The organism is Brevibacterium sp. HMSC063G07 (genome assembly GCF_001810665.1).
Classification (GTDB): domain Bacteria; phylum Actinomycetota; class Actinomycetes; order Actinomycetales; family Brevibacteriaceae; genus Brevibacterium.
In genome coordinates this window covers 227,736-251,254 of sequence record NZ_KV802360.1, presented here as the reverse complement: position 1 = coordinate 251,254, position 23,519 = coordinate 227,736, and the positions used below count along the sequence as shown (strand labels likewise).

Annotated in this window: 23 protein-coding genes; 11 read left to right on the top strand and 12 right to left on the bottom strand. The window is 62.9% G+C overall.

The features are described from left to right. Positions 1-43: 43 nt before the first annotated feature. Positions 44-772, bottom strand: a complete 729-nt coding sequence (gene phoU / locus HMPREF2757_RS07615; protein ID WP_070574848.1) for a phosphate signaling complex protein PhoU — start codon at positions 770-772, stop codon at positions 44-46. A 174-nt stretch (positions 773-946) separates the two neighbouring features. On the opposite strand from phoU, the gene HMPREF2757_RS07610 reads away from it, so the two are divergent. Together HMPREF2757_RS07610 and HMPREF2757_RS07605 are read left to right on the top strand one after the other, a co-directional pair. Next, on the top strand, positions 947-2,149 hold the full coding sequence (locus tag HMPREF2757_RS07610; protein ID WP_070574845.1) for a sensor histidine kinase: 1,203 nt from the start codon (positions 947-949) through the stop codon (positions 2,147-2,149). Position 2,150: 1 nt separating this feature from the next. Continuing rightward, entirely contained in the window at positions 2,151-2,834 is a 684-nt protein-coding gene (locus tag HMPREF2757_RS07605) for a response regulator transcription factor (protein ID WP_070574842.1), read from the top strand. 98 nt (positions 2,835-2,932) lie between these two features. On the opposite strand, the gene HMPREF2757_RS07600 is transcribed toward HMPREF2757_RS07605, so the two are convergent. Continuing rightward, positions 2,933-3,478 carry a hypothetical protein gene (locus HMPREF2757_RS07600; RefSeq protein ID WP_070574839.1) on the bottom strand — a complete coding sequence of 182 codons (546 nt, stop codon included), beginning with the start codon at positions 3,476-3,478 and terminating at the stop codon, positions 2,933-2,935. Positions 3,479-3,692: 214 nt separating this feature from the next. Between HMPREF2757_RS07600 and HMPREF2757_RS07595 the strand changes: the two genes are divergently transcribed. The 3 genes from HMPREF2757_RS07595 (at position 3,693) to ispF (ending at position 5,443) form a co-directional block, all read left to right on the top strand. After that, a complete protein-coding gene (locus tag HMPREF2757_RS07595; RefSeq protein WP_019175786.1) occupies positions 3,693-4,175 on the top strand; it encodes a CarD family transcriptional regulator in 483 nt (160 codons plus the stop codon). Positions 4,176-4,253: 78 nt separating this feature from the next. Next, positions 4,254-4,967 carry a 2-C-methyl-D-erythritol 4-phosphate cytidylyltransferase gene (ispD, locus tag HMPREF2757_RS07590; RefSeq protein ID WP_226829334.1) on the top strand — a complete coding sequence of 238 codons (714 nt, stop codon included), beginning with the start codon at positions 4,254-4,256 and terminating at the stop codon, positions 4,965-4,967. Further along, a complete protein-coding gene (gene ispF / locus HMPREF2757_RS07585) occupies positions 4,964-5,443 on the top strand; it encodes a 2-C-methyl-D-erythritol 2,4-cyclodiphosphate synthase (protein WP_070574833.1) in 480 nt (159 codons plus the stop codon). Before ispD ends, ispF begins: the two co-directional genes overlap by 4 nt. Here ispF and HMPREF2757_RS07580 read toward each other — a convergent pair. From HMPREF2757_RS07580 to HMPREF2757_RS07565, 5 genes are all read right to left on the bottom strand, one after another. Continuing rightward, a complete protein-coding gene (locus tag HMPREF2757_RS07580) occupies positions 5,431-6,828 on the bottom strand; it encodes an amino acid permease (RefSeq protein WP_070574830.1) in 1,398 nt (465 codons plus the stop codon). The two genes, ispF and HMPREF2757_RS07580, sit on opposite strands and share 13 nt — an antisense overlap. Before the next feature lie 137 nt (positions 6,829-6,965). Then, a complete protein-coding gene (locus HMPREF2757_RS07575) occupies positions 6,966-7,667 on the bottom strand; it encodes an MBL fold metallo-hydrolase (RefSeq protein ID WP_070574828.1) in 702 nt (233 codons plus the stop codon). Continuing rightward, positions 7,664-8,758 carry an S-(hydroxymethyl)mycothiol dehydrogenase gene (locus HMPREF2757_RS07570; protein WP_070574826.1) on the bottom strand — a complete coding sequence of 365 codons (1,095 nt, stop codon included), beginning with the start codon at positions 8,756-8,758 and terminating at the stop codon, positions 7,664-7,666. The genes HMPREF2757_RS07575 and HMPREF2757_RS07570 overlap by 4 nt, the downstream gene beginning before the upstream one ends. A 124-nt stretch (positions 8,759-8,882) precedes the next feature. Next, positions 8,883-9,002, bottom strand: coding sequence for a methionine/alanine import family NSS transporter small subunit (locus HMPREF2757_RS11480; protein ID WP_019175780.1), 120 nt, complete (start codon positions 9,000-9,002; stop codon positions 8,883-8,885). Beyond that, on the bottom strand, positions 8,999-10,612 hold the full coding sequence (locus tag HMPREF2757_RS07565) for a sodium-dependent transporter (protein ID WP_070574824.1): 1,614 nt from the start codon (positions 10,610-10,612) through the stop codon (positions 8,999-9,001). Before HMPREF2757_RS07565 ends, HMPREF2757_RS11480 begins: the two co-directional genes overlap by 4 nt. Before the next feature lie 216 nt (positions 10,613-10,828). Between HMPREF2757_RS07565 and cysS the strand changes: the two genes are divergently transcribed. Next, positions 10,829-12,259, top strand: coding sequence for a cysteine--tRNA ligase (gene cysS / locus HMPREF2757_RS07560; protein ID WP_070574822.1), 1,431 nt, complete (start codon positions 10,829-10,831; stop codon positions 12,257-12,259). 2 nt (positions 12,260-12,261) lie between these two features. Continuing rightward, on the top strand, positions 12,262-13,209 hold the full coding sequence (rlmB, locus tag HMPREF2757_RS07555) for a 23S rRNA (guanosine(2251)-2'-O)-methyltransferase RlmB (protein ID WP_070574821.1): 948 nt from the start codon (positions 12,262-12,264) through the stop codon (positions 13,207-13,209). 3 nt (positions 13,210-13,212) lie between these two features. On the opposite strand, the gene HMPREF2757_RS07550 is transcribed toward rlmB, so the two are convergent. Further along, complete coding sequence (locus tag HMPREF2757_RS07550; protein ID WP_070574819.1) at positions 13,213-13,911, bottom strand: lipopolysaccharide kinase InaA family protein; 699 nt, start codon at positions 13,909-13,911, stop codon at positions 13,213-13,215. A gap of 23 nt (positions 13,912-13,934) precedes the next feature. Next, positions 13,935-14,618: an ABC transporter ATP-binding protein gene (locus HMPREF2757_RS07545; RefSeq protein ID WP_070574818.1), complete on the bottom strand. Its 684-nt coding sequence runs from the start codon at positions 14,616-14,618 to the stop codon at positions 13,935-13,937. Positions 14,619-14,733: 115 nt separating this feature from the next. Here HMPREF2757_RS07545 and HMPREF2757_RS07540 point away from each other — a divergent pair, with 115 nt between their 5' ends. Both HMPREF2757_RS07540 and HMPREF2757_RS07535 read left to right on the top strand, forming a co-directional pair. Continuing rightward, positions 14,734-15,726 (top strand): LacI family DNA-binding transcriptional regulator, encoded by a 993-nt coding sequence (locus tag HMPREF2757_RS07540; RefSeq protein WP_070574816.1) that lies wholly within the window; start codon positions 14,734-14,736, stop codon positions 15,724-15,726. 2 nt (positions 15,727-15,728) lie between these two features. Then, positions 15,729-16,733: a LacI family DNA-binding transcriptional regulator gene (locus tag HMPREF2757_RS07535; protein WP_070574815.1), complete on the top strand. Its 1,005-nt coding sequence runs from the start codon at positions 15,729-15,731 to the stop codon at positions 16,731-16,733. Between the two features lie 48 nt (positions 16,734-16,781). Here HMPREF2757_RS07535 and otsB read toward each other — a convergent pair whose 3' ends face one another. Further along, the gene (otsB, locus tag HMPREF2757_RS07530) at positions 16,782-17,606 is read right to left on the bottom strand and encodes a trehalose-phosphatase (RefSeq protein ID WP_070574813.1); all 825 of its coding nucleotides are present in this window, start codon (positions 17,604-17,606) and stop codon (positions 16,782-16,784) included. Beyond that, positions 17,603-19,168, bottom strand: a complete 1,566-nt coding sequence (locus tag HMPREF2757_RS07525) for an alpha,alpha-trehalose-phosphate synthase (UDP-forming) (RefSeq protein WP_070574811.1) — start codon at positions 19,166-19,168, stop codon at positions 17,603-17,605. The genes otsB and HMPREF2757_RS07525 overlap by 4 nt, the downstream gene beginning before the upstream one ends. Positions 19,169-19,296: 128 nt before the next feature. Here HMPREF2757_RS07525 and HMPREF2757_RS07520 point away from each other — a divergent pair, with 128 nt between their 5' ends. Beyond that, positions 19,297-21,003, top strand: coding sequence for a serine/threonine-protein kinase (locus tag HMPREF2757_RS07520; RefSeq protein WP_070574808.1), 1,707 nt, complete (start codon positions 19,297-19,299; stop codon positions 21,001-21,003). 99 nt (positions 21,004-21,102) lie between these two features. Beyond that, complete coding sequence (locus tag HMPREF2757_RS07515) at positions 21,103-21,936, top strand: DsbA family protein (protein WP_070574806.1); 834 nt, start codon at positions 21,103-21,105, stop codon at positions 21,934-21,936. 225 nt (positions 21,937-22,161) lie between these two features. Here the strand turns inward: HMPREF2757_RS07515 and HMPREF2757_RS07510 are convergent. Next, a protein-coding gene (locus HMPREF2757_RS07510; protein WP_141750220.1) for an IS3 family transposase occupies positions 22,162-23,378 on the bottom strand; the annotation gives its coding sequence in 2 pieces (ribosomal slippage) (positions 22,162-23,117 and positions 23,117-23,378; 1,218 coding nt in all). Between the last annotated feature and the right edge of the window lie 141 nt (positions 23,379-23,519).

Genomic DNA, 23,519 nt, shown 5'->3' with positions numbered 1-23,519 from the left:
ATGTGGACACCGGGCCTTAAGCGTTCAAGCAGTCTGCTGGTGGTCAGCTTTCGTCCTGCTCTGCGCGGATGTCGGCGATTTCAGCTTCACGGCGTGCCGGTTCGGAGTCGTGAAGCGCTGTCAGCGTCGGTTCGAACGAACCGGTGAGCAGGTACTCAACGCGGTGTGCCACGTTGACGGCCTGGTCGCCGAAACGCTCGAAATAGCGGGAGATCAGCGTGACATCGGCAATCTGGCTGGGCGAGATTTCACCGTTGGACAGTTCGCCGATGATGGTGAACACCCGCAGGTGAAGCGTGTCGAGTTCTTCGTCGATGGCCGCGATCATCGGCACGGCCGCCGTGCCGGGTTCGCTCAGCAGCTGAACGAGAGCGTTGCCGATGCGCACCGCGGTCGTGCCCATGTGGGTGAAGACGTCGCGGAACTGCTCCGGCAGTGCCGGTTCGGGGTGGCGGATGCGCACGAGCGAACCGATGTGGCGGGCGAGGTCGCCCATGCGCTCGATTGCAACCGACATCTTCAGCGCCGCGATGACAGCGCGCAGATCGGCGGCGACGGGAGCTTGGAGGGCCAGCACTTCTGCTGAACGGCGGTCCAGGGAAGCCTGCATGCCGTCGATCGAATCGTCAGCGGCGATGACCTGCTGAGCGAGTTCGAGGTTGTTTTCCAAGAGAGCCTGAACTGAGCTCTCCATAGCCACGGTGGCCTTTTCGGCCATTTCGACAAGTCCGTCGGCGATGGATTCGAGTTCATTGCGGAAGGCTTCGCGCACTCGAGGTCCTTTCCTTGAAGTTCTACGTGAGGCACTGTACACCAACACGAACCAAGTTAACGCTTTCAAGCGGGAGTTAAAGGAGCCTGTCCCCAATGTGAATACCGGGGGAAATGTCGCACGCTCCGTCGCTGTCAGATAGAACCCGCGTCACCGTGCGTTTAGGCTGTCAGTGTGGACGTGTTGATTATTTCGCTCATTACCGGCGGAGTTGGGCTCATTCTGGGCATCGCCGGGATCCTGGCGTTTCGCATGTCCGAAAGCTCGTGGTCATCCGCGTCGCTGCATTCGGATGACGAACTTCCCGAAGGCATCGCCGAAGTTCTCGCCGTTCTGCCCAGTGCGGCAATCGTCATCGACGCCGGGGATGATGTCACGAAGGCATCGCCTGCCGCCTACACCTTCGGCCTTGTGCGCGGTCACGTCCTGGCCGCCCCGCAGCTGCGCGAAGCCGTTGGGCGGGTGCGCGTGCGCGGCCTGATCGAAGAGATCGACTTCGAAACCCAGCGCGGATCAGACGAAAAGAGTCGCCGCTATCTGCACGCGCGCGTTGCCCCGCTGGCTGAGGCCTATGTTCTTGTGCTGTGTGATGACCACACGGAGTCTCACCGAATCAACGCCGTCCGGCGTGACTTCGTGGCAAATGTTTCCCACGAGCTCAAAACCCCCATCGGCGCTATTTCCCTGATGGCCGAAGCCGTCACCGACTTTTCTGACGACCCCGACGCCGTGCAGCGCTTCGGCGGGAAGCTTCAGAAGGAATCCGCGCGTCTGGCGCAGCTTGTTCAGGAGATCATCAATCTGTCGCGGGTCCAGGACAACGAACAGCTGGAATCGACAACGCGGGTCGAGCTTGACGACGTCGTGCAGGAAGCGGTTGACCGCGCCCGCACAAATGCCGATGCAAAGGGCATCGAACTGTCAGTTTCCGGCAGCCCCGGCGCCGCTGTGCAGGGTTCGTTTGATCTGCTGGTCAATGCTGTGCGCAACCTGATCGACAACGCGGTCAACTATTCGAACTCGGGCACGTCCGTGGGCATAAGTGTTGAGTCCACTGACGGCGATGCCTCCATTGTCGTGACTGACCACGGAATCGGCATTTCGGCAGAAGACACTGAGCGGATCTTCGAACGCTTCTACCGTGTCGATCCTGCACGTTCGCGCAACACCGGAGGCACCGGCCTGGGCCTGTCGATCGTCAAGCACATCGTGGCCACCCACGGCGGGCGCATCGACGTGTGGAGCCGTCCCGGTGAAGGGTCGACTTTCACCATCGCCCTGCCGGCAGCGCCGGCTGATAACGTTCGGCACCTGAAGCCGCCGGAAAACACACCCTCTGACGGAATCGCCGCCGAGGGTCGCGAGAGAAAGGCATGAGTTGACCAAAATTCTGCTGGTCGAAGACGAAGAGTCGCTGTCGGACCCGCTGTCCTACCTGCTGGGTCGCGAAGGCTACGACGTTGTTGTGGCGGCCGACGGCAAGAAGGCGGTCGAAGAATTCGAGACCGCCGGAGCGGCCCTCGTGCTTTTGGACCTCATGCTGCCCGGGCTGCCCGGCACGGAAGTCTGCCGCATCATTCGCGGCCGGTCGAACGTGCCGATCATTATGCTCACCGCAAAAGACGCCGAAATCGACAAGGTCGTCGGCCTTGAACTCGGCGCTGATGATTACGTGACGAAGCCGTATTCCTCGCGTGAGCTCCTGGCTCGCATCCGCGCTGTTCTGCGCCGCGGATCAGCTTCTGTCGACGACGAGTTCGACGATGTGCTCGAAGCCGGCGGCGTGCGCGTCGACGTCGACCGCCACGTGGTCACGGTCCGCGGTGAGGAAATGCAGCTGCCGCTGAAGGAGTTTGAGCTGCTGGAGATGCTGGTGCGCAATGCAGGGCGCGTTATGACGCGCGGTCAGCTGATCGACCGGGTGTGGGGCTCTGACTACGTGGGGGACACCAAAACCCTCGACGTGCACATCAAGCGTCTGCGCGCCAAGATCGAGGTCAACCCCTCCGAGCCTAAGCTGCTGACAACCCTGCGCGGCCTGGGCTACAAATTCGAAGACTGATACCCGCAGCCGCCACAAGCAGAGGTCCCCAAGCGATAATCGCTCGGGGACCTCTGCTGTGTGTGAGCCTGTCCGCTGGGGGTGCTGGCTCACAGAGCTCACTGGCCGGTGGTGCTGTCCTCGGTGGCGTCGTCCGTTGCGCCGTCTGTGGCAGACGGTGCGCTGCTGGGTTCCAGAGTCTTGTAGTACCAGTGGCTGCCGTCGAGAATCTGGGTCTGGACGTCTTCTGAATTGCCGTTGACCGTGACCGTGACGTCGACGAGGGTGCCGGTGGGCTGGTTCAGCCCGGAGACGATGACTTCGTCAGCGCCCTCAGCGTTGGGGTTCTGCGGGTCCTGCGAGAACTTTTCTCCCGCCTTGACGGTCTGGCTGACGGACTTGTCGCCGGCCTTGATCGAAACATCGGCTGTCTTGTCGGTGTTGTTGACCAGCGTGTAGAACAGCTGGGCCTTTTCCTGGTCTTCGTCTGAGATGAGCAGGATGCCGCGAACGTCCACGCCGTCAATCGAGGTGGCAGCGCCGTCGCCGCCGTTGTAGTGGTACTTGGCGGTCTGCTGGGACGAGATCAGCGCGGCGCAGCCGCTGAGGGGTGCAACGAGGGCTGCTGCGAGCGCGACAGCGCCGAAGCGGGTCAGCCTTTTCACGATAAAAGCTCCTAGAAGAAGTAATGCTTGGCCTCTGACGGAATCGTACCTGTTTCTGCCAACGGTCCGAAACTCGGGTCACAGGATTCAGTGTGGAATCTCCCATGTTCCTCTGAATATGCGGCTGAGACGCTATATCACACTGTGGACGATGGCCGCCCAATTTGCGGAAAGTGTCGTGGTAAGATGGGTCACCGAAAGGGGACTAAAGAGTATGAGTTTTCAGGTTGGAGACACCGTCGTCTACCCGCACCACGGTGCAGCCACTGTTCAAGAAGTGAACACCCGCAAGATCAAGGGTGAAGAGACCGTCTTCCTCAAGCTTGAGGTTTCGCACGGCGATCTGACTATTGAAGTCCCTGCTGAGAACTGCGACCTCGTCGGTGTTCGCGACGTCGTCAACGCAGAGGGTCTGGAAAAGGTCTTCGAAGTTCTGCGCGCCGAAGTTGCCGAAGAGCCCACAAACTGGTCGCGCCGCTACAAGGCCAATCTCGAGAAGTTCCAATCCGGCGATGTCATCAAGGTCGCAGAAGTTGTTCGCGACCTGTGGCGCCGCGAACAGGACCGTGGACTTTCCACGGGCGAAAAGCGGATGCTCGCCAAGGCTCGCCAGGTTCTTGTTTCCGAACTGGCTCTGGCCAAGGAAAAGGAAGAAGACGAAGCCGAAGCAATGCTTGACGAAGTTCTGGCTTCCTGATCTTCGCAGCACGGCCCGCGCTCAGAGTGCTCTGAGCGCGGGCTTTGTGTTTGACTGTTGACGGCTACCATGGCTGTCGTGGAGACAGCCCTCATCATTCCTGCCGCCGGGTCCGGTACGCGCTTAGGCGCTGACCGTCCGAAGGCCTTTGTCGAACTTGAAGGCCGCACGCTTCTGGCGTGGTCGCTGCGCTGTGGGCTGCGCGCCGGCTGCGGGCTCACTGTCATTGCCGCACCAGCACACCTGTTGGATCACGCACGCACTGTCGCACACGCCGAATGTGACGCGCTGGGTCTTCCGCGCAGCCTGGTTGCTGTCGTTGAAGGCGGCACTGAGCGGACCGACTCGGTTGCCGCCGCACTCACCGTGCTCGAATCCGCCGGTCCGCGCTTTGTGCTGGTGCACGACGCTGCCCGCGCGCTCACGCCCGAGGCAGTGTTCACCCGCGTGATCAAAGCTCTGCGCGCCGGTGAGCGCAATGTCGTGCCGACCCTCCCGGTTGCCGACACAATAAGAACTGTGTCCGGCGACACCTCGGCAGTGGAGGACCTCGCCGTGCCCGTTGACAGATCCCAGCTGAGACGAGTCCAGACCCCGCAGGGGTTCCGTACAGAAGACCTGCGGGCGGCACATCAGCACGCGCGTGAAGCCGGCATTTCAGCAACAGACGACGCCGGTCTTCTGGAAGCCATCGGTATTCCCGCCAGGGGAGTGCCCGGAGCAGAAGCCGCACACAAAATCACCTACCCCGATGATCTGCGCCAAGCGCGCGCTCGACTGCGAGGAGAATGACAATGCAGGTGGGAATCGGCATAGACAGCCACGCTTTTTCAGACGACCCGCAGCGCCCCCTGTGGTTGGCCGGTCTGCTGTGGGAGGACGCCGGTCCGGGCCTTGAGGGCCACTCCGATTCCGATGCGGTGGCTCACGCCTGCTGTGATGCTCTGTTCTCAGCCGCCGGCATCGGCGATCTTGGCGCCCACTTCGGCGTTGACAGGCCGGAACTGGCCGGGGCCTCGGGGGCGCAGCTGCTGCAGGAGGCCGCCCGTCTGGTGCGCGAAGCCGGTTTTGCCATCGGCAACATTGCGGTGCAGGCCGTGTGTACCCGTCCCAAAATCGGCACCCGCCGGGCCGAAGCCCAGCGGGTGCTGAGTGAGGCCGCCGGAGCGCCGGTCACGGTGTCCGGCACGACATCCGACGGTCTGGGCTTCACCGGACGAGGTGAAGGGGTTGCCGCCGTGGCGACCGCCCTGGTCTACCAGGCGTGAGGATCATCTGAGGCGAGTTCGTCTCCGCCGGTGACCTGCTCAACTGACTTCCCGCGCGTCACGACAACGCCGATCAGCCACACAATGGCGAAGATGCCGAAGGTCCACAGCATCTGTGTTCGGGTGTCCGGCGCGAACATGCCCAGCACGACCACGGCAAGCAGGGCCGCGGCGGTCAGCCATGACAGAACCGGATAGCCCCACATCTTCATGGGCAGGTGTGTGCCTTCCCGTTCGGCCCGTCGGCGAAGAATGATGTGGCTGGCCACGGTCGCCACCCAGGTGACGATGAGCGTCGAGCCGACCACATTGAGGCCGATGAACAGCACCTTGTCCTGATTGAAGGCATTCACAAGCACGGAGGCGAAGCCGATCAGGACCGACACCACGATCGCCGGGATCGGCACGCCCCTGTTGTTTGCTCGCCCTGTGACCGCTGGCGCCATGCCGCGGTGGGCCAGTGAGAACACCATGCGGGACGCCCCGTAGACATTGGCGTTGAGCGAGCTCAGCAGCGCCACCACGATGATGATGGCCATCACGGTGCCGACGGCCGGCAGTCCCGTGGCCGTCAACGTCGTGACGAACGGGTTCTCGGCGAGGTCGGGGTTGTCCCAGCGGACGGCGAGGATCATGAGCGCGACCGAGCCCATGTAGAACACGAGGATGCGCAGCACGATGCCGGCGATCGCCTTGCGGATCGAAGTTTCGGGGTCGGCGGTTTCGGCAGCCGCGACGGCGAGGATCTCAATGCCGCCGAATGCGAAGATCACGATGAGCAGGCCGGTGCCGATTCCGCCGATGCCGGAAGGCGCGAGGTCTACGCCCTGCACATTGCTCAGCCCGGGTGACTCGCCGGGGGTAAGTCCGAACAGGAATGCTGTGACGACAATGAGGAACAGGATGACGAAGGCGACTTTGATGAAGCTGAACCAGTATTCGAATTCGCCGAACGAGCCGACGCCCATGAGGTTGATGACGGTGAAGACCATCATGAAGGCGAGCACCCAGATCCACTGTGGGACATCGGGCAGGAAAGCAGACCGCATGATCTGTGCGGCGGCTGTCGCTTCAACGGCAACGACGAGGCACAGCTGCACCCACCACAGCCAGCCGACGGCAAAAGCGGCCGATGGGCCCAGCGCCTTGCCCGCGTAGTACGAAAACGCTCCCGGGTTGGGGTCGGCGGCAACCATTTCGCCGAGCATCCGCATAACCGAGATGATGATGAGTCCGGCAGCCACATAGGCCAGGAGAATTGCCGGGCCGGCGACGGCAATGCCTTCGCCCACACCGAGGAAAAGGCCCGCGCCGATTGCCGAACCGAGGCTCATCATGACGAGGTGCCGGGTCTTCAGGCGCTTCTGCAGTTGGGTGGTGGCCATGAAAATCCTTATGAACAAAAACAGCTGGTGAACTTCGGATGACATGATACGCCGCTGTGGCGCAGATCATGTCCGCTGAATAATACCGGGGCCGGGCGCTTAAAGCGCCCGGCCCCGCGGTGATGTGTCGCAGCGGCTCAGTGACCGCGTTCAATCCATTCCTGCAGATGCGGCTTTTCCGCGCCGATGCTGGTGGAATCACCGTGTCCGGTCAGCACAATCGTGTCTTCAGGCAGGGCGAAAAGCCGCTGCCGGATCGAGTCGATGATCGTGTCGAAACTCGAATGCGACCGTCCTGTCGCTCCCGGGCCCCCGTTGAACAGAGTGTCACCGGAAAGGAGGACCGGCACCTCGGCGTTTGCGGGAGTGGTTCCCCGAACGTCTTCGGGCAGTCCGGCACCCGTGAGGCCTTCGGCAATGTAGAAGCACGTGGAGCCGGGGGAGTGGCCCGGTGTGTGCATCGCGCTCAGGCGCAGACCGGCCACCGTGAAGGTGTCGCCGTCATCGATCCGTCCGGTGGGCTGACGGTCCTCGAACACTTGGTCCCACAGCACGGAATCGGCGGGGTTGAGCAGGATCGGCGGGTCGCCGAGCTTGGCCTGAGCGTCGAAGACGTACCGAATGTGGTCGTCGTGGCCGTGGGTCAGGAGGATAGCGCTGACTTCGCGCTCGCCGACGGCTTCGGCAATGGCATCCGGGCTGTGCGCCGGGTCGATGACGACGACGGTCGAATCGTCGCCGACAATCCACACGTTGTTGTCGACGTCGAAGGTTTCGCCGTCGAGCGAAAAGGTTCCCGAGGTGATGAGCCGCTCAATGCGGACGGTGCTGTCTGTCATGTGAACTCCACAACCGATCGAAGGACTTCTCCTTGTGCCATCTTCTCAAAGGCGTCTTCGACCTGCTCGATGCCGATCCGCTCGGTGACGAACTTCTCCAGCGGCAGGCGACCCTGCCGGTAAAGCTCGGTGAGCATGGGGAAGTCGCGCTCTGGCAGGCAGTCGCCGTACCAGGAGGATTTGAGTTTGCCGCCTCGGGCGAACATGTCGATGAAGGGAACGGTCAGCTCCATGTCCGGGGTCGGTACGCCCACCAGCACAACCGTTCCGGCGAGGTCGCGCGCGTAGAACGCCTGGCGCCAGGTTTCAGGTCGGCCCACGGCGTCGATGACGACATCTGCACCGAACCCGCCGGTGAGACTCTGGACCTTTTCAACGACTTCGTCTTCGCTCATGCCCTTCGACGAGAAGCTGTGCGTGGCTCCGAGGTCTTCGGCCGCGGCGAGCTTCTTGTCGTCGAAGTCGATTGCGATGATGGTGGAGGCACCCGCCAGTTTCGCACCGGCAATGGCGGCACAGCCCACACCGCCGCAGCCGATGACCGCCACGGAATCGCCGTGTGTGACCTCACCGGTGTTCATAGCAGCGCCGATTCCCGCCATGACGCCGCAGCCCAGAAGGCCGAGCACCGCCGGATCGCCTTCGTTGACCTTGGTGCACTGGCGTTCGGCAACGAGGGTCTTCTCGGCAAAGGACCCAATGCCCAGAGCGGCTTCGAGTTCCGTGCCGTCGGTCAGCGTCATCTTCTGCTTGGCGTTGTGGGTGGCAAAGCAGTACTGCTGCTCATTGCGCTTGCAGGCGCGGCATTCACCACAGGTGGCACGCCAGTTGAGGATGACGAAATCGCCGACCTCAACGTGGACGACGCCTTCGCCGACGGCGCTGACAACACCGGCGGACTCGTGGCCCAGCAGGAAGGGGAAGTCGTCACTGACTCCACCCTGGCGATAGAGGTAGTCGGTGTGGCACACGCCGCACGATTTAACGTCGACGACGACTTCGCCCGGACCGGGGTCGGGGATGACGATGTCGACAAGCTGTGCGGGTTCTTCTTTTGCGAAAGCGACAATGCCCTTCACGGTCTGGGACATGCTGACTCCTATAAGCAGTCGTTGATGTGTCAAGTCCCACGCTACCGAAAACTGCGCACAGATAAAGGCCGGGCTTCGCTGTGTGCCAAGCCCGGCCCTGTTTCAGTCAGCGTGCGGCGACAGGTCAGTCGATGTCGCCGGCCGCTTCGTCAGGGTGGGCCTTCAGATGCAGGATTGCGGCTCCGAGACCGCCCCAGACGGTGATGATGGCGATGAGCATCATGATGACTGCGGATGCGCTCATGGGGTAACTCCGTTCTCGTTGTTCGGTGCGGCAGCCTGGGTTTCTGCAGCTGCGGCTGGCTCGTTCAGCTGCTGTTCGAACTCGGCCTGTGCTCGTTCGACTTTTTCGAGGCTCTTGCGCGGCCACGGGGTGATCGACAGGACGAGCGACACCACGACGATGAGTCCGAGGACGCCCCAGCCGAGCAGGTTGAGGGTCAGCTGCGGATAGCCTTCGTAGCCTTCTTTGATCGTCGTCTGGATGACCTGGATGAGCATGACGACCAGGACAACCGGGGTGATGATGCCCACGAAGACCATCCACACTTTGCCGAGCTTGAACGACGACACGGCGTTGAGGTGGTCGCGCAGGAACGGCAGGCGGCGCAGAATCCAGGCGACCGTGATGATCGCGATGATGGCGATGCCGACGATTCCGATGTTGTTGACGAAGTAGTCGATCGTGTCCAGCGTGATGAGGCCCGAGGTGGTGGCGAAGCCGACGACTGCTGCCAGCGCCATGCCGCCGCCTATGAAGCCGGTGGATTTGCGCTGTGAAATGCCGAGCTTGTCCGAAACTGCCGCGATCGGCACCTGCACCAGCGAGATCAGCGAGGACAGACCCGCAAAGATCAGGCTGACGAAGAACAGCACGCCGAAGATCTCACCGAAGGGCATTTCGGAGATGATCTGCGGGAACACGACGAATGCCAGGCCGACACCGCCGGCGGCGACTTCGCTCACATCGCTTCCAGCGGCGTGGGCCATGAAGCCGAGCGCGGCGAACACGCCGATGCCCGCGAGGATTTCGAACGCGGAGTTCGACAGGCCGACAACAAGGCCGGAGCCGGTGAGGTTGGTGCGCTTCTTCAAGTACGAAGCGTAGGTCAGCATAATGCCGAAGGCCACGGACAGCGAGAAGAAGATCTGACCGTATGCGGCGATCCACACGCTCGGCTGCGCAATCTGGGAGAAGTCCGGTTTGAACAGGGCGTCAAGGCCGGTGATAGCGCCCTCTAGGGTGAGCGCGCGGATGACGAGTGCCACGAACAGGACGATGAGCAGCGGAATGAAGACCTTGGAGAAGCGGGCAATGCCGTCCTGCACTCCAAGCAGAAGGATGATGAGCGTGATTGCCCACACGCCGATGAGCGGTCCGAGCACGCCCGGCACGATGTCTGCTGTCGGCAGGCCGCCTTCGTCCAGCTGCAGGTACGAACCGAAGAGGAAGCCTTCGGGGTCATCGCCCCACGCCTTTGACAGGGAGAACCATGCGTAGCTGGCCGCCCAGGCGATGATCGCTGAATAGTAGATGGCGATGACGGTGGCAATGCCCACCTGAATCCAGCCGATGGGTTCGGCTGCGCGATTCATGGACCGGAAGGCCAGGGGTGCGGACGACCGGAATCGGTGGCCTATTGCGTAGTCCAGGAAGAGCAGCGGAATACCTGCCGTGATGAGTGCGACGAGGTAGGGGAGGATGAACGCTCCGCCGCCGTTTTCGTAGGTGACATAGGGAAAGCGCCAGATGTTGCCCAGACCGACCGCGGAGCCGACTGCAGCGAAGATGAAAGCGCTGCGGCTGACGAAAACCTGCCGCTTTTCACCCTGAGGGGGTGCTTGAGTTGACATAGAAACACCTTTGTTTGTTGCGATGATGGGAAAACTTTAAACGAATGAGTGACGAATATCATAGTTCGTCCAGGCTGCTTTCAGACTGTTGCCAGTTTGTGATTCTCAGACTGTCGCTGACAATGACTGCGGGATGGGTGCGAAGGCCTGTTGTGTTCACCGCTTGCGGTGACGCCATCCCCGCGCTGGCGGCGCATGGCGGCTAGACTGTCAGCCGTGACAATTCAGCTGTACAACACCAAGTCCCGCTCCCTTGAACCCCTCGTACCGGTCTGCGACGGACGGGTGGGGATCTACGTGTGCGGTGCGACCGTTCAGGGTGCGCCCCATATTGGCCACATGCGCTCGGCTGTCGTGTTCGACCAGCTTCGGCGCTGGCTGACCTACCGCGGACTCGATGTTCTGCTGGTTCGCAATGTCACCGACATCGACGACAAAATCCTGCAGAAGTCTGCAGAAGAGGGCCGCCCCTGGTTTGCCCACGCCTACAAGTACGAGCAGGTGTTCACTGCCGCATACGACAGGATCGGCGTTCTGCACCCGTCCTATGAACCTCGGGCCACCGGCCACATCACCGAAATGATCGAACTGATCGGCAGGCTGATTGACGCAGGCCACGCCTATGCGGCCGAAGACGGCAGCGGGGACGTGTACTTCGATGCTCGCTCCTGGCCCCAGTACGGTGCGCTGACGCACCAGAGCCTGGACGACATGGCCGAAACCGATGCCGAGGTCCGCGGCAAGCGCGACCCGCGCGACTTCGCACTGTGGAAAGGCCACAAGGACGGCGATCCCATCACAGCCAGCTGGCCGACCCCGTGGGGTCGCGGCAGGCCGGGCTGGCACATCGAGTGCTCGGCAATGTCGACCAAATACCTGGGCGCCGAATTCGACATCCACGGCGGTGGGCTGGACCTGCGCTTTCCTCACCACGAAAACGAGCTCGCCCAGTCAACTGCGGCAGGCGATGGCTTTGCCCGCATTTGGATGCACTCCGGTCTGCTCAACGTCGGCGGGGACAAGATGTCGAAATCGCTGGGCAATTCGATCTTCGCCCACGACCTCTTCGACGGTCATTCGGCGCTGCTGGTGCGCTACTTCCTGTCGACCGCGCACTACCGGTCCGTGCTGGAGTTCTCAGAAGAACTGGTCGAGGGGCAGGCCCCGGCCCTGGAGCGGATCCGCAACTTCATTGCCCGCGCTCGTCAGGAGCTCGGTGACCAGGCTCCGGCAGTGCCGACCTTCCGCGACACCTCGACGGCTGTGCCGGAAGCCTTCGCGCAGGCAATGGACGCCGACCTCGGCATTCCGAAGGCCCTGGCCGTTGTGTTCGACCAGGTGGGTGCAGGCTTCCGCCTGCTCGACGGCGGAGACCGAAGCGAACTCGCCCGGGTGCTCACCTCGGTGGAGCTCATGCTCGACATCCTCGGCATCAACCCGAGTTCGTCCACCTGGGCTGAGGGTGGAGAATCCTCGTCAACCGCGCAGGCTCTTGACCAGCTGGTCGATGAGCTCGTGCGCACCCGCGCTGAGGCGCGCGCGAACAAAAACTGGGCAGTGGCTGATGCGATCCGCGATCAGCTGGCGGCAGCCGGCATAGTCGTCGAAGACACCGCTGACGGCTACCGCTACCAGATAAAGGACTGAATATGGCAAAGGCAAAGGGTCCGCGCAAGGGAACGGGCGGTCACGGGCGGCGTCGGCTGGAGGGCAAAGGCCCCACCCCAAAGGCCGAAGACCGCGTGTACCACAAAGCGCACAAAGCCAAGCTCGAACGGCAGCGCCGTCAGCAGGGAAAACAGAACTCCCGCCGCTTCAAAGGCGAACAGGGTGCTGACACGGTTGCCGGGCGCAACTCGGTGCTCGAAGCACTCCGAGAGGGCGTGCCGGCCAAAGCGCTCTACATTGTGCGCGGAGCAGATTCCGACGACCGTGTGCGCGATGCGATCGCAATTGCCGCTGACCGCGGAGTGCCGCTGTTGGAGGCAAGCCGCGATGAACTCGACCGGATGACCGACAGGGCAGTCCACCAGGGGCTCGCCCTGGTCCTGCCGCCGTATGAGTACGCGACGCCGAAGGACCTGCTGGACGCAGCAGCCGCAGAAGTCCAGAAACCGCTTCTCGTGGCGCTCGACGGCATCACCGACGCCCGCAACCTCGGAGCGATCATCCGGTCAGCCGCCGCTTTCGGCGGACACGGGGTGATCATCCCCGAACGCCGCTCTGCCGCAATGAACGCCGGCGCCTGGAAGACATCGGCCGGGGCCGCCGCCCGCATCCGAGTGGCCCAGGTGGTCAACCTGGCTCGCGAGCTCGCCGAACTCAAAAAGCAGGGCGTGTTCGTGCTCGGCCTCGACATGGACGGTGAAGTCGACCTGCCGGAACTGCAGCTGGGCACCGAACCCGTCTGCCTGGTGGTCGGCTCAGAGGGTAAGGGCCTGTCGCGGCTCATCCGCGAAACCTGCGACCAGATCGTGTCCATCCCCATGGCCGGGGCAACAGAGTCGCTCAACGCCGGTGTCGCAGCGGCGGTGTCGCTGTACGAAATCGCACGCACCCGCGGTCTGCGCAGCGCTCCTGCCGAACCCGGCGCCTGAGAGTCAGCCCTGCCCAACCAGGGACCGGTACGTCTCCGCCAAGCGGGAGTCGAGTGCGCGCACCGCGGCGGCATCCGCCTCGGCAGCGGTGCTTGTGCTGGCGTAGAGCTCACCCGCCATATTGAGGCGCGCCAGCTGAAGATCGTGCGCTGTTTGGCCATCGGACAGGCGAGGGTGAAGCTCACCGGTTTCTGCATCGACAAGCCACGCGGTGTACCCGGCCTGCCCAGGTGAGAACAGCGTGTTTGACAGAGCGGCATCGCCCCAGAAGAACCCGGCCTGGTGAAGGCGGGCCAGGAGCCCGGCAAAGGCGTCGACCACGCTGTGCGCGGCGGTTGAACGGGGCCCGTCGCGCAGGATTTCGTCATAGCGGGCGGCCGGTGTCAGCCGCTGGGTGATGAGTGCTCCCGCAGTCGGGGTGGTGCGGCCGGTGACGACCCCCAGTGGGCGGACCGCCGGCTGGCCCGCGTCCCGCAGGGAGCACAGCAGTCGGTATTCGTCACCGGCTCTGCCCTCGTCTGTTTCCTTTATGATCAGCGTTTCAGCCAGCGCCTCAGCCTGCCCGCACTCCACTGCACGGACGGTGTGGCGCGACAGGCCAAGCGAACCGAACTGCACACCGTCCCATTGGGCCAGGGGTCTGTCCCACGGCAGGGTCGCAAGGCGCTCGCGGATGTCATCGTCAACAGCAGCGATGTGCACGCCCCGCGCACCCCGCACGCCTGTCACAGGAAGTCGCGCAGCTCGTCTGGCGTTCCGAGCCGCGTGATCCTGCCGTTTTCGAGCACGGCGATTCGGTCGGCGATGTCGAGTGCAAGCTGTGTGTCGCGAGTGGCGACGATTGCCGTGATGCCGATTGTGCGCTGCAGGTCTGCAAGGGCTGCGGTCGTCTCTTCGCGGGTGTCGTGGGGCAGTCGGCCCATCGGTTCGTCCAGGAGGAACACCGCCGGTCGGCGTACCGCCGCGCGTGCCATTGCGACGGTGTGGCGCTGTGTTCCGGTCAGTTCGTCCGGGGTGGCGTCGAGCAGGTCTTGCAGTCCCATGCGGCTGGCCACCGCGCGGACGCGCTCCATAGCGCCCTCGTGGGTTTCGCCGTACAGCAGCAGCGCGAAGGCCATGTTTTCGGCGACCGTCATGTGGGGGTACAGGGCGTAGTTCTCAAAGGCCATGACAACGTGACGCTGAGGGGCACTGAGCTTGGTGACGTCTTCTCCGTCAAATGCGATGGTCCCGGCAGTCGGCGTTTCCATCCCGCTGATCAGCCGCAGCAGGGTGGTTTTGCCCGAACCGGTCCCGCCGAGGATCACGAGCAGTTCACCGTTGGGAACATCGAGGTTGAGGTCGTCGATTGTCGTTGTCACAGTCGACGGATAGCGGTGCGTGAGACCTGTGAGGACGACCCGTGCCATTGGTGCCTTTCGTCATTGAGCAGCGTGGCGCAAAGCCGCGGTGGGCGGCTGCCACCAGGGACAACACTACCGCAAGGGGAGCTGATCTCCCTGCGCCCTGCCGTAGACTCGCCGTATGGGTGTTCGGCTGAAAGACGTTGCTGAGCGGGCGGGAGTGTCGGTTTCGACTGTCTCGCGCGTGCTCGGCGGTCGGGACACTGTTGCAGAGGCAACGCGCGCCAAGGTGATGCGTGCGGTTCACGACGTCGGCTATCAGCGCTCCACTCTGCTCGGCGCTGCCGCGGGTCAGTTTGCTGCGGTGAGCCTGCCGGAGAATCCCGAACACTGGCAGACGGACGTCGCGCGGGCTGCGATCGCCCACCTGCAGCGTGCCGGCCATGCCGTCATGACGCCGTATCTCGATGCTGAAGGCCGCGAGCTGAGTGCGTGCCTGAACGCCGGAGCGGCTGTCATCGTCACACCCACCTTCACCGAACTCGATGTCGATGTGCCTGTGGTGCGGTTCTCCCAGCCCGGGCGGCGCAGCAGTGCTGTGCGCACCGACGGAAGAATGGTCGGCCGCGACGATATTGCGGCTGATATCGATGTGCGCGCGGGCATGCAGCTGGCTTTCGACCACCTGTACGATCTGGGGCACCGCCGTATTGGGCTGGTGTGCAAGGACGTCGGAGAGCTCGCGGAGATCCTCAAGGAGAACTTCGAAGCTCTCCACCCGGCTGCGGCGATCGCCCCCAACCTCGACGATTGGATTGCGGCAGTCCCAAAGACCTTCGCCGGCGGTGTCGAGGCCGCATTGGTTCTGCGCGATGCCGCCTGCACGGCAGTCATTACGCAGAGTGCCCTGCAGATGTACGGAGTCTTTGAATCCATGCGCCGTCGTCGTCTCAGCGTGCCGCGCGACCTGTCGGTCATCGGCATCGGCGATTCGTCGACAATGCGGTTTACGAACCCGCCGGCAACCGTCCTGTCCTATGACACCGACAGTCTGGCGGAGGCACTTGCCAGGGCGGCCCTGCACATTCTGGACGGTTCGCCGCCGATGGCGGTTCCCCCGAATTTCCGGCCTCGGCTGCTGGCCCGCGCCTCGACCGCGGCAGTCAGGAGGTGAGCGTGACCCAGTACGAACTTTCCGGTGTGTCCCTGCAGCAGATCGCCACGGCGGCGGGAATATCTCAGGCCACTGCTTCACGGGCGCTGCGCGGTTCGGCGTCAGTTGCGCCGAAAACCCGCAGGGCTGTCGACATCGCCCTGCGCACCCTGGGCGTGAAGGTGCCGGCTGACCCCGATGTCAAGCGGATCGCCGTGGTCACGGCAGCGCCCATCGGGCCGGACATCGAGCCGTTCACCACCCTCATAGAAGAGCTGACCAAGCGCATTTTCGCCGTCGGCCACGTTGCCGTTCAAGCGGTCACCGACCCCGGTCTTCCTCCCACCTACGAACTGCTCTCAGCCGTTGGGGTCCACGGGGTGATCGTCGTCGGCGGCGGGCCCGCTTCGGGTGAAGCGGAGAAGCTGGCGAGCACCGAACTTCCCATGCTGCGCATTTCCCACGCCCGGCACACCGGTTTCGCGCAGATCATCATGGACTCATCGGTCGGCATTGAGACCGCTGTGCGCCACCTTGTGCAGCTGGGGCACACGAGGATCGGCTTGGCTGTGCCGGAGGACTCCGCGAAGAATTCCCGCGTGAGTGCTTTTCGAACCACGATGGCTGACCTGCTGTTCATCACCGGTACCCGGGAACAGGCTCCGGTTGTTGTCTCCGACCCCGGTGTGCTCGCCGGTGCGCAGGCTGCGCAGCAGCTACTGGACACCAAGTGCACTGCCGTCATCAGCGCGTCGCCGGATCTGACGGTCGGCTTCCTCCAAGCGGCCCAGCGGCAGCGCCTGCGGGTGCCTGACGATCTGTCGTTTCTGGCCGTCGGCGATGTCCCGGATGCCGATGTGTTCAATCCGCCGGTCTCTCAGGTCACGTTCGACTGGGAGCAGCTGGCCAGCACGGGCGTGCGCGAAATCGAGCGGCTCATGGCCGGGCCGGTCGATCCGCTGCCGGCCTACTGGGTCGAACCCGAGCTCGTTCTGCGCAGTTCGGATGCGCCGCTGGCCCGTCGCTGACTCAGCTGGCCCGCCGCTGACCGGAACCTGCCCACTGCCGAGGTGCCGTCAGGCCTCCCGTGACACTTCCCGTTCTCGGGCGCTGGCTAAATGGGCGAGCGCGCGGGACACCTCGCGCGGGTCTTCTGCCCGCAGCCGGGCTTCCGTCGCACCCTGGCCCACTTTGACGGTCAGCCCGCCGGGGTAGCGGTTGAGGTGGCGGAAGGCGTCTTCGTCAGTTGTGTCATCGCCCATGTAGATGGCCGCGTCGGCCCGTGTGGCCCGCATCAGCTGGTCGATCGCGTCACCCTTTGTTGTGCTGCGCACACTGAATTCGACGATGTCGTGACCGTGGACAATCCGCACATCGTCAAGTTCGGCTGACAGTTCGTCGAGGGTTCTGCGAACGATTTCGGCGCCCTTGGGTTCGACTTCGCGCGTGTGGAACGCCCGGCCCAGCGGTTTGCGCTCAAGCCACATGCCGGAGATCCCGGTGTGGTTCAGGCGCGAATCGAGTTCTTCGTGGGCGGTGTCGATGACGTCGAGGACCCGCATTTCGCGCGTGGAGAGATCCTCTCCGCTGCCGGGTACGGCAGCTTTTTCAACCGCGGCCGCATCGGGGACCGACACCTCGGCCCCGTGGGCCCCGAACAGCAGAGTGTTGTCTGGGGGAGTGACAACCGAGCGCAGATTGTCGAGGTTGCGGCCGGTGACGAATGCCGTCCACGTGCGCGGCAGCCGATCCAGCAGGTCTACCGCGTTGAGTGATTCCGGCAGGGCGCGGGATTCGTACGGGTTGTCCACCAGCGGAGCCATCACACCGTCGAAGTCCAGTGCGACCAGCAGCAGATTCGCTTGGGCCGCCTGCGAAAGCGCGTCTTTCAGCCGGCTCATCGTGCGCTTCCGTCGCTGTGCTCACCCGAAACCTCATCTGAGCCCAGTCCCTCGCGCACCGCATCCAAGCTGATGGCCGCAGTTTCCAGCGGAACGGGCTCCGTGCCGGCAATGCTGGCCAGGTCCGACAGGAAGCTGCCTGCCCACGTGTGTACGGTTTCGTCTTTCAGGCGCCTGCGCATGGGCCGCATCCGGCGGCGCTGTTCGCGCACTTCCATGCCCACGGCGCGCATGATGCCGTCTTTGAGTTCCGTAATGTCGTGGGGGTTGATGAGCACGGCCTGGGTCAGCTGATCGGCAGCCCCAGCGAACTCCGAGAGCACGAGCGCACCGGAATCATCAGTGCGGCAGGCCGCGTACTCCTTGGCCACGAGGTTCATGCCGTCGCGCAGCGGGGTGACGAGCATGACGTCTGCCGCCAGGTAGAAGGCCGTCATTTCGTCGCGGGGAAAAGAGTGGTGGAAGTAGTGGATGACCTGGTTGTGCAGGCCGGAGAATTCACCGTTGGTGTGGCCGACGGCCAGTTCGACCTCCGTGCGGATCTGCTTGTAGTGGTCGAGCCTTTCGCGGCTGGGGGTGGCGATCTGCACGAACGTGACCTTGTCCTTGTTCAGGCGGCCCTCGCGGAGGAGTTCGTGAACGGCTTTGAGGCGGTGGCGCAGACCCTTGGTGTAGTCCATGCGGTCGGTGCCGAGGATGACGATGTCCGGATTTCCCAGTTCGCGGCGGATGTCCTGTGCACGAGCCTGAATTGCAGGGTCGCCGGCCAGTTCTATGAGGGCTTCCGTGTCGACCGAAATGGGGTAGTGGGCAGCGCGTGCGGTGTGTTCCTCGGTTCCGAGGTCCGGGTCGGCGGTGACGGTGATGTCGTCGCCCTTGGTGATGAAGCCGGAGTGTTTGCGCACGCAGCGGCGGAAGTTCGCTGCATCCGTGGGCCGTTGGAAGCCGATGAGGTCCGCACCCTGGACTCCGCGCAGGATCTCAGAGCGCCACGGCAGCTGGCTGTACAGCTCCACCGGCGGGAATGGAATGTGGAGGAAGAAGCCGATGCTGACGTCCGGGCGCATGGAGCGCAGCAGCTGGGGGACCAGGAACAGCTGGTAGTCGTGCACCCACACGGTTGCGTTTCTGCCGGCGGTTTCGGCCGTGCGGATGGCAAAGCGGGTGTTGACGTCGAGGTATTTGTCCCACCACGTGCGGTGGAATGCAGGCGGTGCGATGACGTCGTGGAACAGCGGCCACAGGGTGCCGTTGGAGAAGCCCTCGTAGTACATCCGAAAGTCGTCAGAGCTCAGGCGCACCGGCACCAGGTGCATTCCGTCGTGTTCGAAGGGGTCAACGTCGGTGTCGGTGATTCCCGGCCAGCCGATCCACGCTCCGCTGGCTCGGCGCACAACGGGTGCAAGTCCCGTTACGAGACCGCCGGGAGCGGTCTTCCAGCCGGGTTCGTCACCGGAATCGTCCCGGTCGATGGGCAGCCGGTTGGCCACTACGAGGAATTCCGGGCCCTGCGCGGGTGGGTCGATGGTGGGCAGCTGGTCGGCGGCGTGCAGGCGTTTCACTGTGCTCCTTACTCGACCGCAGAGTTCGGCGGTGCGGCGACGGGCAGACCCTGCGTGCGCGGTGCGAATCCTGTGCGGAGATCCGGGACTTGCAGACCATCCTACTGAATTCGTCTACCCTGTTGTTGATGAATCTGCAGACAGTTGGCGGCTACCGCCTGGGCGAAAAGCTCGGCTCAGGCGGTATGGGCGTTGTGTACAAGGGCTATGACGAGCACGACCGGCCCGTTGCCGTAAAAGTCCTCCATCCCAGCATCGCGGACGACGAACCTTCGCGCTTGCGGCTAGCCCGTGAGGTTCGCACACTGCAGCGGATATCGCATCCGCGGATTGCTGCCGTCCTCGATGCTGATCTTGATGCTCAGCGCCCGTATATCGTCACGGAGTTCGTGTCCGGCGCAACTTTGCTTGAAGACGTCCGCTCAGGCGGTCCGTTCACCGAGCCCGAGCTGGTGCACTTCGGACACGCGCTGCTGGATGCGCTCGAAGCCGTGCACGCCGCCGGTGTTGTCCACCGTGATCTCAAACCGGCCAACGTCATGATCTCCGATGGTGAGCCCGTGGTCATCGACTTCGGGATTGCACAGGCTGTTGACGAGGTCACCGTCACGGTGACCGGTCTGGTCATGGGAACTCCCGGATACCTGTCTCCCGAGGTGGTCGAAGGGGGAGACTCGTCACCGTCGACTGACTGGTGGGGTTGGGGAGCGACGATGGCCTTTGCCGCCACGGGCCGCAATCCCTTCGGCGGAGGCGGCATTGATGCGGTCATTGCCCGGGTGGCGACTGGACGGGCTGATCTCGAAGACTGCCCGGAGCGCTTTGATCCCATCATCCGAGCTGCGCTGCAGCCCAAACCGGAAGACCGTCCCACGGGGGACGAGCTGCTCGGCGCCCTCATCGACGTCGAAGAGGGGCGGATGCCAGACTTCGGTCGGGGCTCAGAAGAGAAGCCAGACCCCGGTCCGGGTTCAGAAGACCAGACAAGGGTGCAGCCGGAGGCGGTGGCCCGCACGGAGGTTTTCCCGCGCCAGCAGCCGGCGGCACCTCAGTGGAAGCCTCCGGTGCACGGTTCGCTGGAGCCTGCCCACCGGCCCTATTCGCCCCAGCCGGGCGCTGCACATCAGACTGCCGTTGCTCCCTATCAGCCGCATTCGCCGGCACCCGTCGTGCCGCACCAGGGCGTTAGCCCAATCGCGCAGCAGCAGCCCTATCCGAATGCGGGCTTCGGGCAGCCGGTGCCGGACAAGCCGGTCCGCGGTCGTTTCCCGACTTTCGGCGCTGTCATGCTGGGCATGGCGGCGGCGGTGTTCGCGCCCCTGATTCTGGTGGTGGTCTCCTACCTGTGGCAGGTGTTGGCGCGCACGTTCGGCAAGGCGCACATCATTGCGCGCAGGCGCCGCCTCTACGAAGGGCCCGGCAGCGGGAAGTGGGATTTCGTGTCTCACGCGCCGGGTGCGTTCTTCAGTTCCGTCTTCCTCAGTGTCTTCGCGACGATTCTGCCCCTTATGGCTGGCCTGGCGACGTTCATTTTGGCTCACCTGAACCTCGTTGAGCTGGGTGACGGCCCCATGTCGGTTACATTCGAACTGTTCCTCGCCTCGGTTGTGTACACGTTCGTCCTGTGGAGGGGACCGGGTTCGCAGATGCTGCGTTTGGGAACACGGCTTGCCTTCGACCGGTGTACGGGGTCATCGAGGTTGGCCGGGCTGATCATCGGCGTGGTTCTGCTGATCGCCGCCGCATTTCTCCTGTCTGGAGTGCTGGCCGGCGACAGCTTCGACCCGTGGCCGCTGGCGCCGGAGGCCGTGGACTCCATTCCGCAGCTGACATAGCTGATCCCGGTGCTTTTCCCAGGGAGGATGTGCGCCTGCGGTCTTAGGCGCAAGTAGGATTGTCGGTGAGATCTTCAACCGGAGGAACAGCAGAGAAACATGGCGAAGAAACCGTCGAACATTGACCGCCGTTCGGCCGCGCGTGAAAAGGCGCGGCAGATTGCCGAAGCGCAGGCCCGCAAGCAGAAGACAGCCAAGCGTGTGCTCTTCATCGGAATCGCACTCGTGGTGGTCCTGGTGATAGTCGTGGTGAGTGTTCTCATCTACCAGTCCACACGGCCGGCTGACCAGCCGCAGGGCTACAGCGACGGCTCGGTGACGTTCGTCAAAGACGGCGACGGTGTGGCGCTGACGGGGGACCCGAGCAAAGACAGCAAGGACGCAAAGGACAGCGCGCCAAATGTCAAGGTGTTCCTCGACTACCAGTGCCCTGCGTGCGGGCAGTTCGAAGCCCTCAACGGCAAGGGGCTTGGAAAGCTCGCCGATGACGGCGATATTTCGCTGACCTTCCAGCCGGTGGCGCTGCTGGACAACCGGTCCGGCGGCACAAAGTACTCGACCCGGTCGGCCAACCTCATGATGTGTGTTGTCGACTCCGGCCAGGCCGATAAGTTCCAGGAACTGTCGCTCGGCCTGTTCTCCCAGCAGCCCGAAGAGGGCGCAACGGGTCTTGATGATCAGAAGATGCTCGACCTGGCCAAGGAAGCCGGAGTCGACGTCGACAAGAAGATCAACACCGCTGAGGATGATGTGACCGTCACGGACTGCGTGAACAACATCCAGTTTGAGGACTATGTCACCCAGTCGACGAAGGAAGCCCTCAACAACGGGCTCAAGGGCACTCCGACGGTGCAGGTCAACGGCGAAAACGTCGGTGACTGGAGCGACCAGCAGTCGTTCTTCGCTGAAATCCTCCAAGCTCAGAAGAAGTGAGTGAGGGCGGTCTGCGGTTGTTCCCGATGAGGTTTACATGAACCTGGGTTGTGGGTGCTATACCTCCTACGCAATTACGAGAAGACAGGAACTATCGCTGTGCGCTGCAACACCGTACATACGATTGTAGGAAGTAGGCGGACACCAGCAGTAAGCACCGTGTGAGGCAAACAGGGGGTTGGGGTTACCCGCAAATCGTGGACACGTAGTGGAGCTACCTAGTGGTTAGGCAGCTATTTCTTTTCTGCTAGTGATTAGACCAATTTGGTTCTCAAAGTCGACGGGGCTGACCATACCGAGTGCGGAATGTCGGCGTCGACGGTTGTAGACGACTTCAATCCAGTAGGCAACGGCCTTGCGTGCAGCATCACGGGTCGTCCAGCGCTTACGGTCGTAGAACTCGGTTTTAAGCGTCGACCAGAACGACTCAGCCATCGCGTTATCAAAGCACACACCAGTACGCCCCACGGACTGAGCAATGCCCAGGCTGCGGCAAACCTCCCAGAGCTGCTCGCTAGTGAATTGAGCTCCGCGGTCAGCGTGAAACACCAGCCCATCAGGAACGTCACCACGCAACGTGTGCGCCATCCGCAGGGCCCGCTCGACCAGGGAAGTATCTTGAACGCTATCCATAGCCCAGCCCAGCACCCGGCGGGAATGGCCATCGCGGACCGCGCACAAGTACAACCAGCCTTCACCGGTGCGCAAGTAGGTAATATCTGACATCCACACCCGGTTGAGCTCACCAGTATCAAACATGCGCTTGACCAGGTCAGGAAGCGTGGACTTACGCTTAGCTTGAATCGTTGTCACCGGGACAAAGGCCCGCGGTGAAATCCCCTCAATCCCCATCATGCACATCCGTTTAGCCACAGTCTTACGGTTAAGCGCAATGTGGTAGCGCTCGGCAAGTTCTGCGGTGATCCGCGGCGCACCATAAACCTCATCGGAGTCTTTCCAAATCCGGTGAATCTTGCGGTCAACATCATCGTAAAATGCTGCACGATCATCTTCGCCCGATAGTCGCTTCTGCTGCGTATGGGCCCATTTGTAGTATCCAGACCGAGACACTTTAAAAAGCCGTGCCATGCGCTTGATGCTGTAGTTCGCCTTCTCCTGCTGCATCAATTCGAACTTTTCTGCTCGCGTTGCTTCGCAGCGAAGAAGGCTGTCGCTTTTGACAAAAACTCGTTATCCATCTTGGCTTCAGCCAGCTCCCGACGAAGACGAGCATTCTCAGCACGAAGATCAGCCTCGCTCATCCCATCTGATGCTCCTCGGCGCTCACGCTCGAGTTTGACCCACCGGCCTAAAAGCCCGGCGGACACACCAATCTCCTTAGCCACATGAGCAATCGGACGCCGCGACTCTATTACCAGGTTCGCGGCTTCACGCCGATACTCCGGCGTGTACTTCTTGCGCTGTTGACTCACAATGAACATCCTCTCCTACGGACACAAGATCCGCACTAATAGGGTGTCCACTAAACGTGGGTAACCTCAGCAATATCGAAATCAGACCCTTGAAGCCCTCACCGCCTAGAATTAAACCAGTCCAACTTTCGGGGGCCAGTTCACCTCGGA

Excerpts from the sequence above, each read along its gene's own strand:
- HMPREF2757_RS07595 (WP_019175786.1), top strand. The coding sequence starts at position 3,693 with ATGAGTTTTCAGGTTGGAGACACCGTCGTCTACCCGCACCACGGTGCA.
- HMPREF2757_RS07520 (WP_070574808.1), top strand. The coding sequence starts at position 19,297 with ATGAATCTGCAGACAGTTGGCGGCTACCGCCTGGGCGAAAAGCTCGGC.
- HMPREF2757_RS07570 (WP_070574826.1), bottom strand. The coding sequence starts at position 8,758 with ATGTCCCAGACCGTGAAGGGCATTGTCGCTTTCGCAAAAGAAGAACCC.
- rlmB (WP_070574821.1), top strand. The coding sequence starts at position 12,262 with ATGGCAAAGGCAAAGGGTCCGCGCAAGGGAACGGGCGGTCACGGGCGG.
- HMPREF2757_RS07540 (WP_070574816.1), top strand. The coding sequence starts at position 14,734 with ATGGGTGTTCGGCTGAAAGACGTTGCTGAGCGGGCGGGAGTGTCGGTT.
- HMPREF2757_RS07545 (WP_070574818.1), bottom strand. The coding sequence starts at position 14,618 with ATGGCACGGGTCGTCCTCACAGGTCTCACGCACCGCTATCCGTCGACT.
- HMPREF2757_RS07575 (WP_070574828.1), bottom strand. The coding sequence starts at position 7,667 with ATGACAGACAGCACCGTCCGCATTGAGCGGCTCATCACCTCGGGAACC.
- HMPREF2757_RS07580 (WP_070574830.1), bottom strand. The coding sequence starts at position 6,828 with ATGGCCACCACCCAACTGCAGAAGCGCCTGAAGACCCGGCACCTCGTC.
- ispF (WP_070574833.1), top strand. The coding sequence starts at position 4,964 with ATGACAATGCAGGTGGGAATCGGCATAGACAGCCACGCTTTTTCAGAC.
- otsB (WP_070574813.1), bottom strand. The coding sequence starts at position 17,606 with ATGAGCCGGCTGAAAGACGCGCTTTCGCAGGCGGCCCAAGCGAATCTG.
- HMPREF2757_RS07515 (WP_070574806.1), top strand. The coding sequence starts at position 21,103 with ATGGCGAAGAAACCGTCGAACATTGACCGCCGTTCGGCCGCGCGTGAA.
- HMPREF2757_RS07565 (WP_070574824.1), bottom strand. The coding sequence starts at position 10,612 with ATGTCAACTCAAGCACCCCCTCAGGGTGAAAAGCGGCAGGTTTTCGTC.
- HMPREF2757_RS11480 (WP_019175780.1), bottom strand. The coding sequence starts at position 9,002 with ATGAGCGCATCCGCAGTCATCATGATGCTCATCGCCATCATCACCGTC.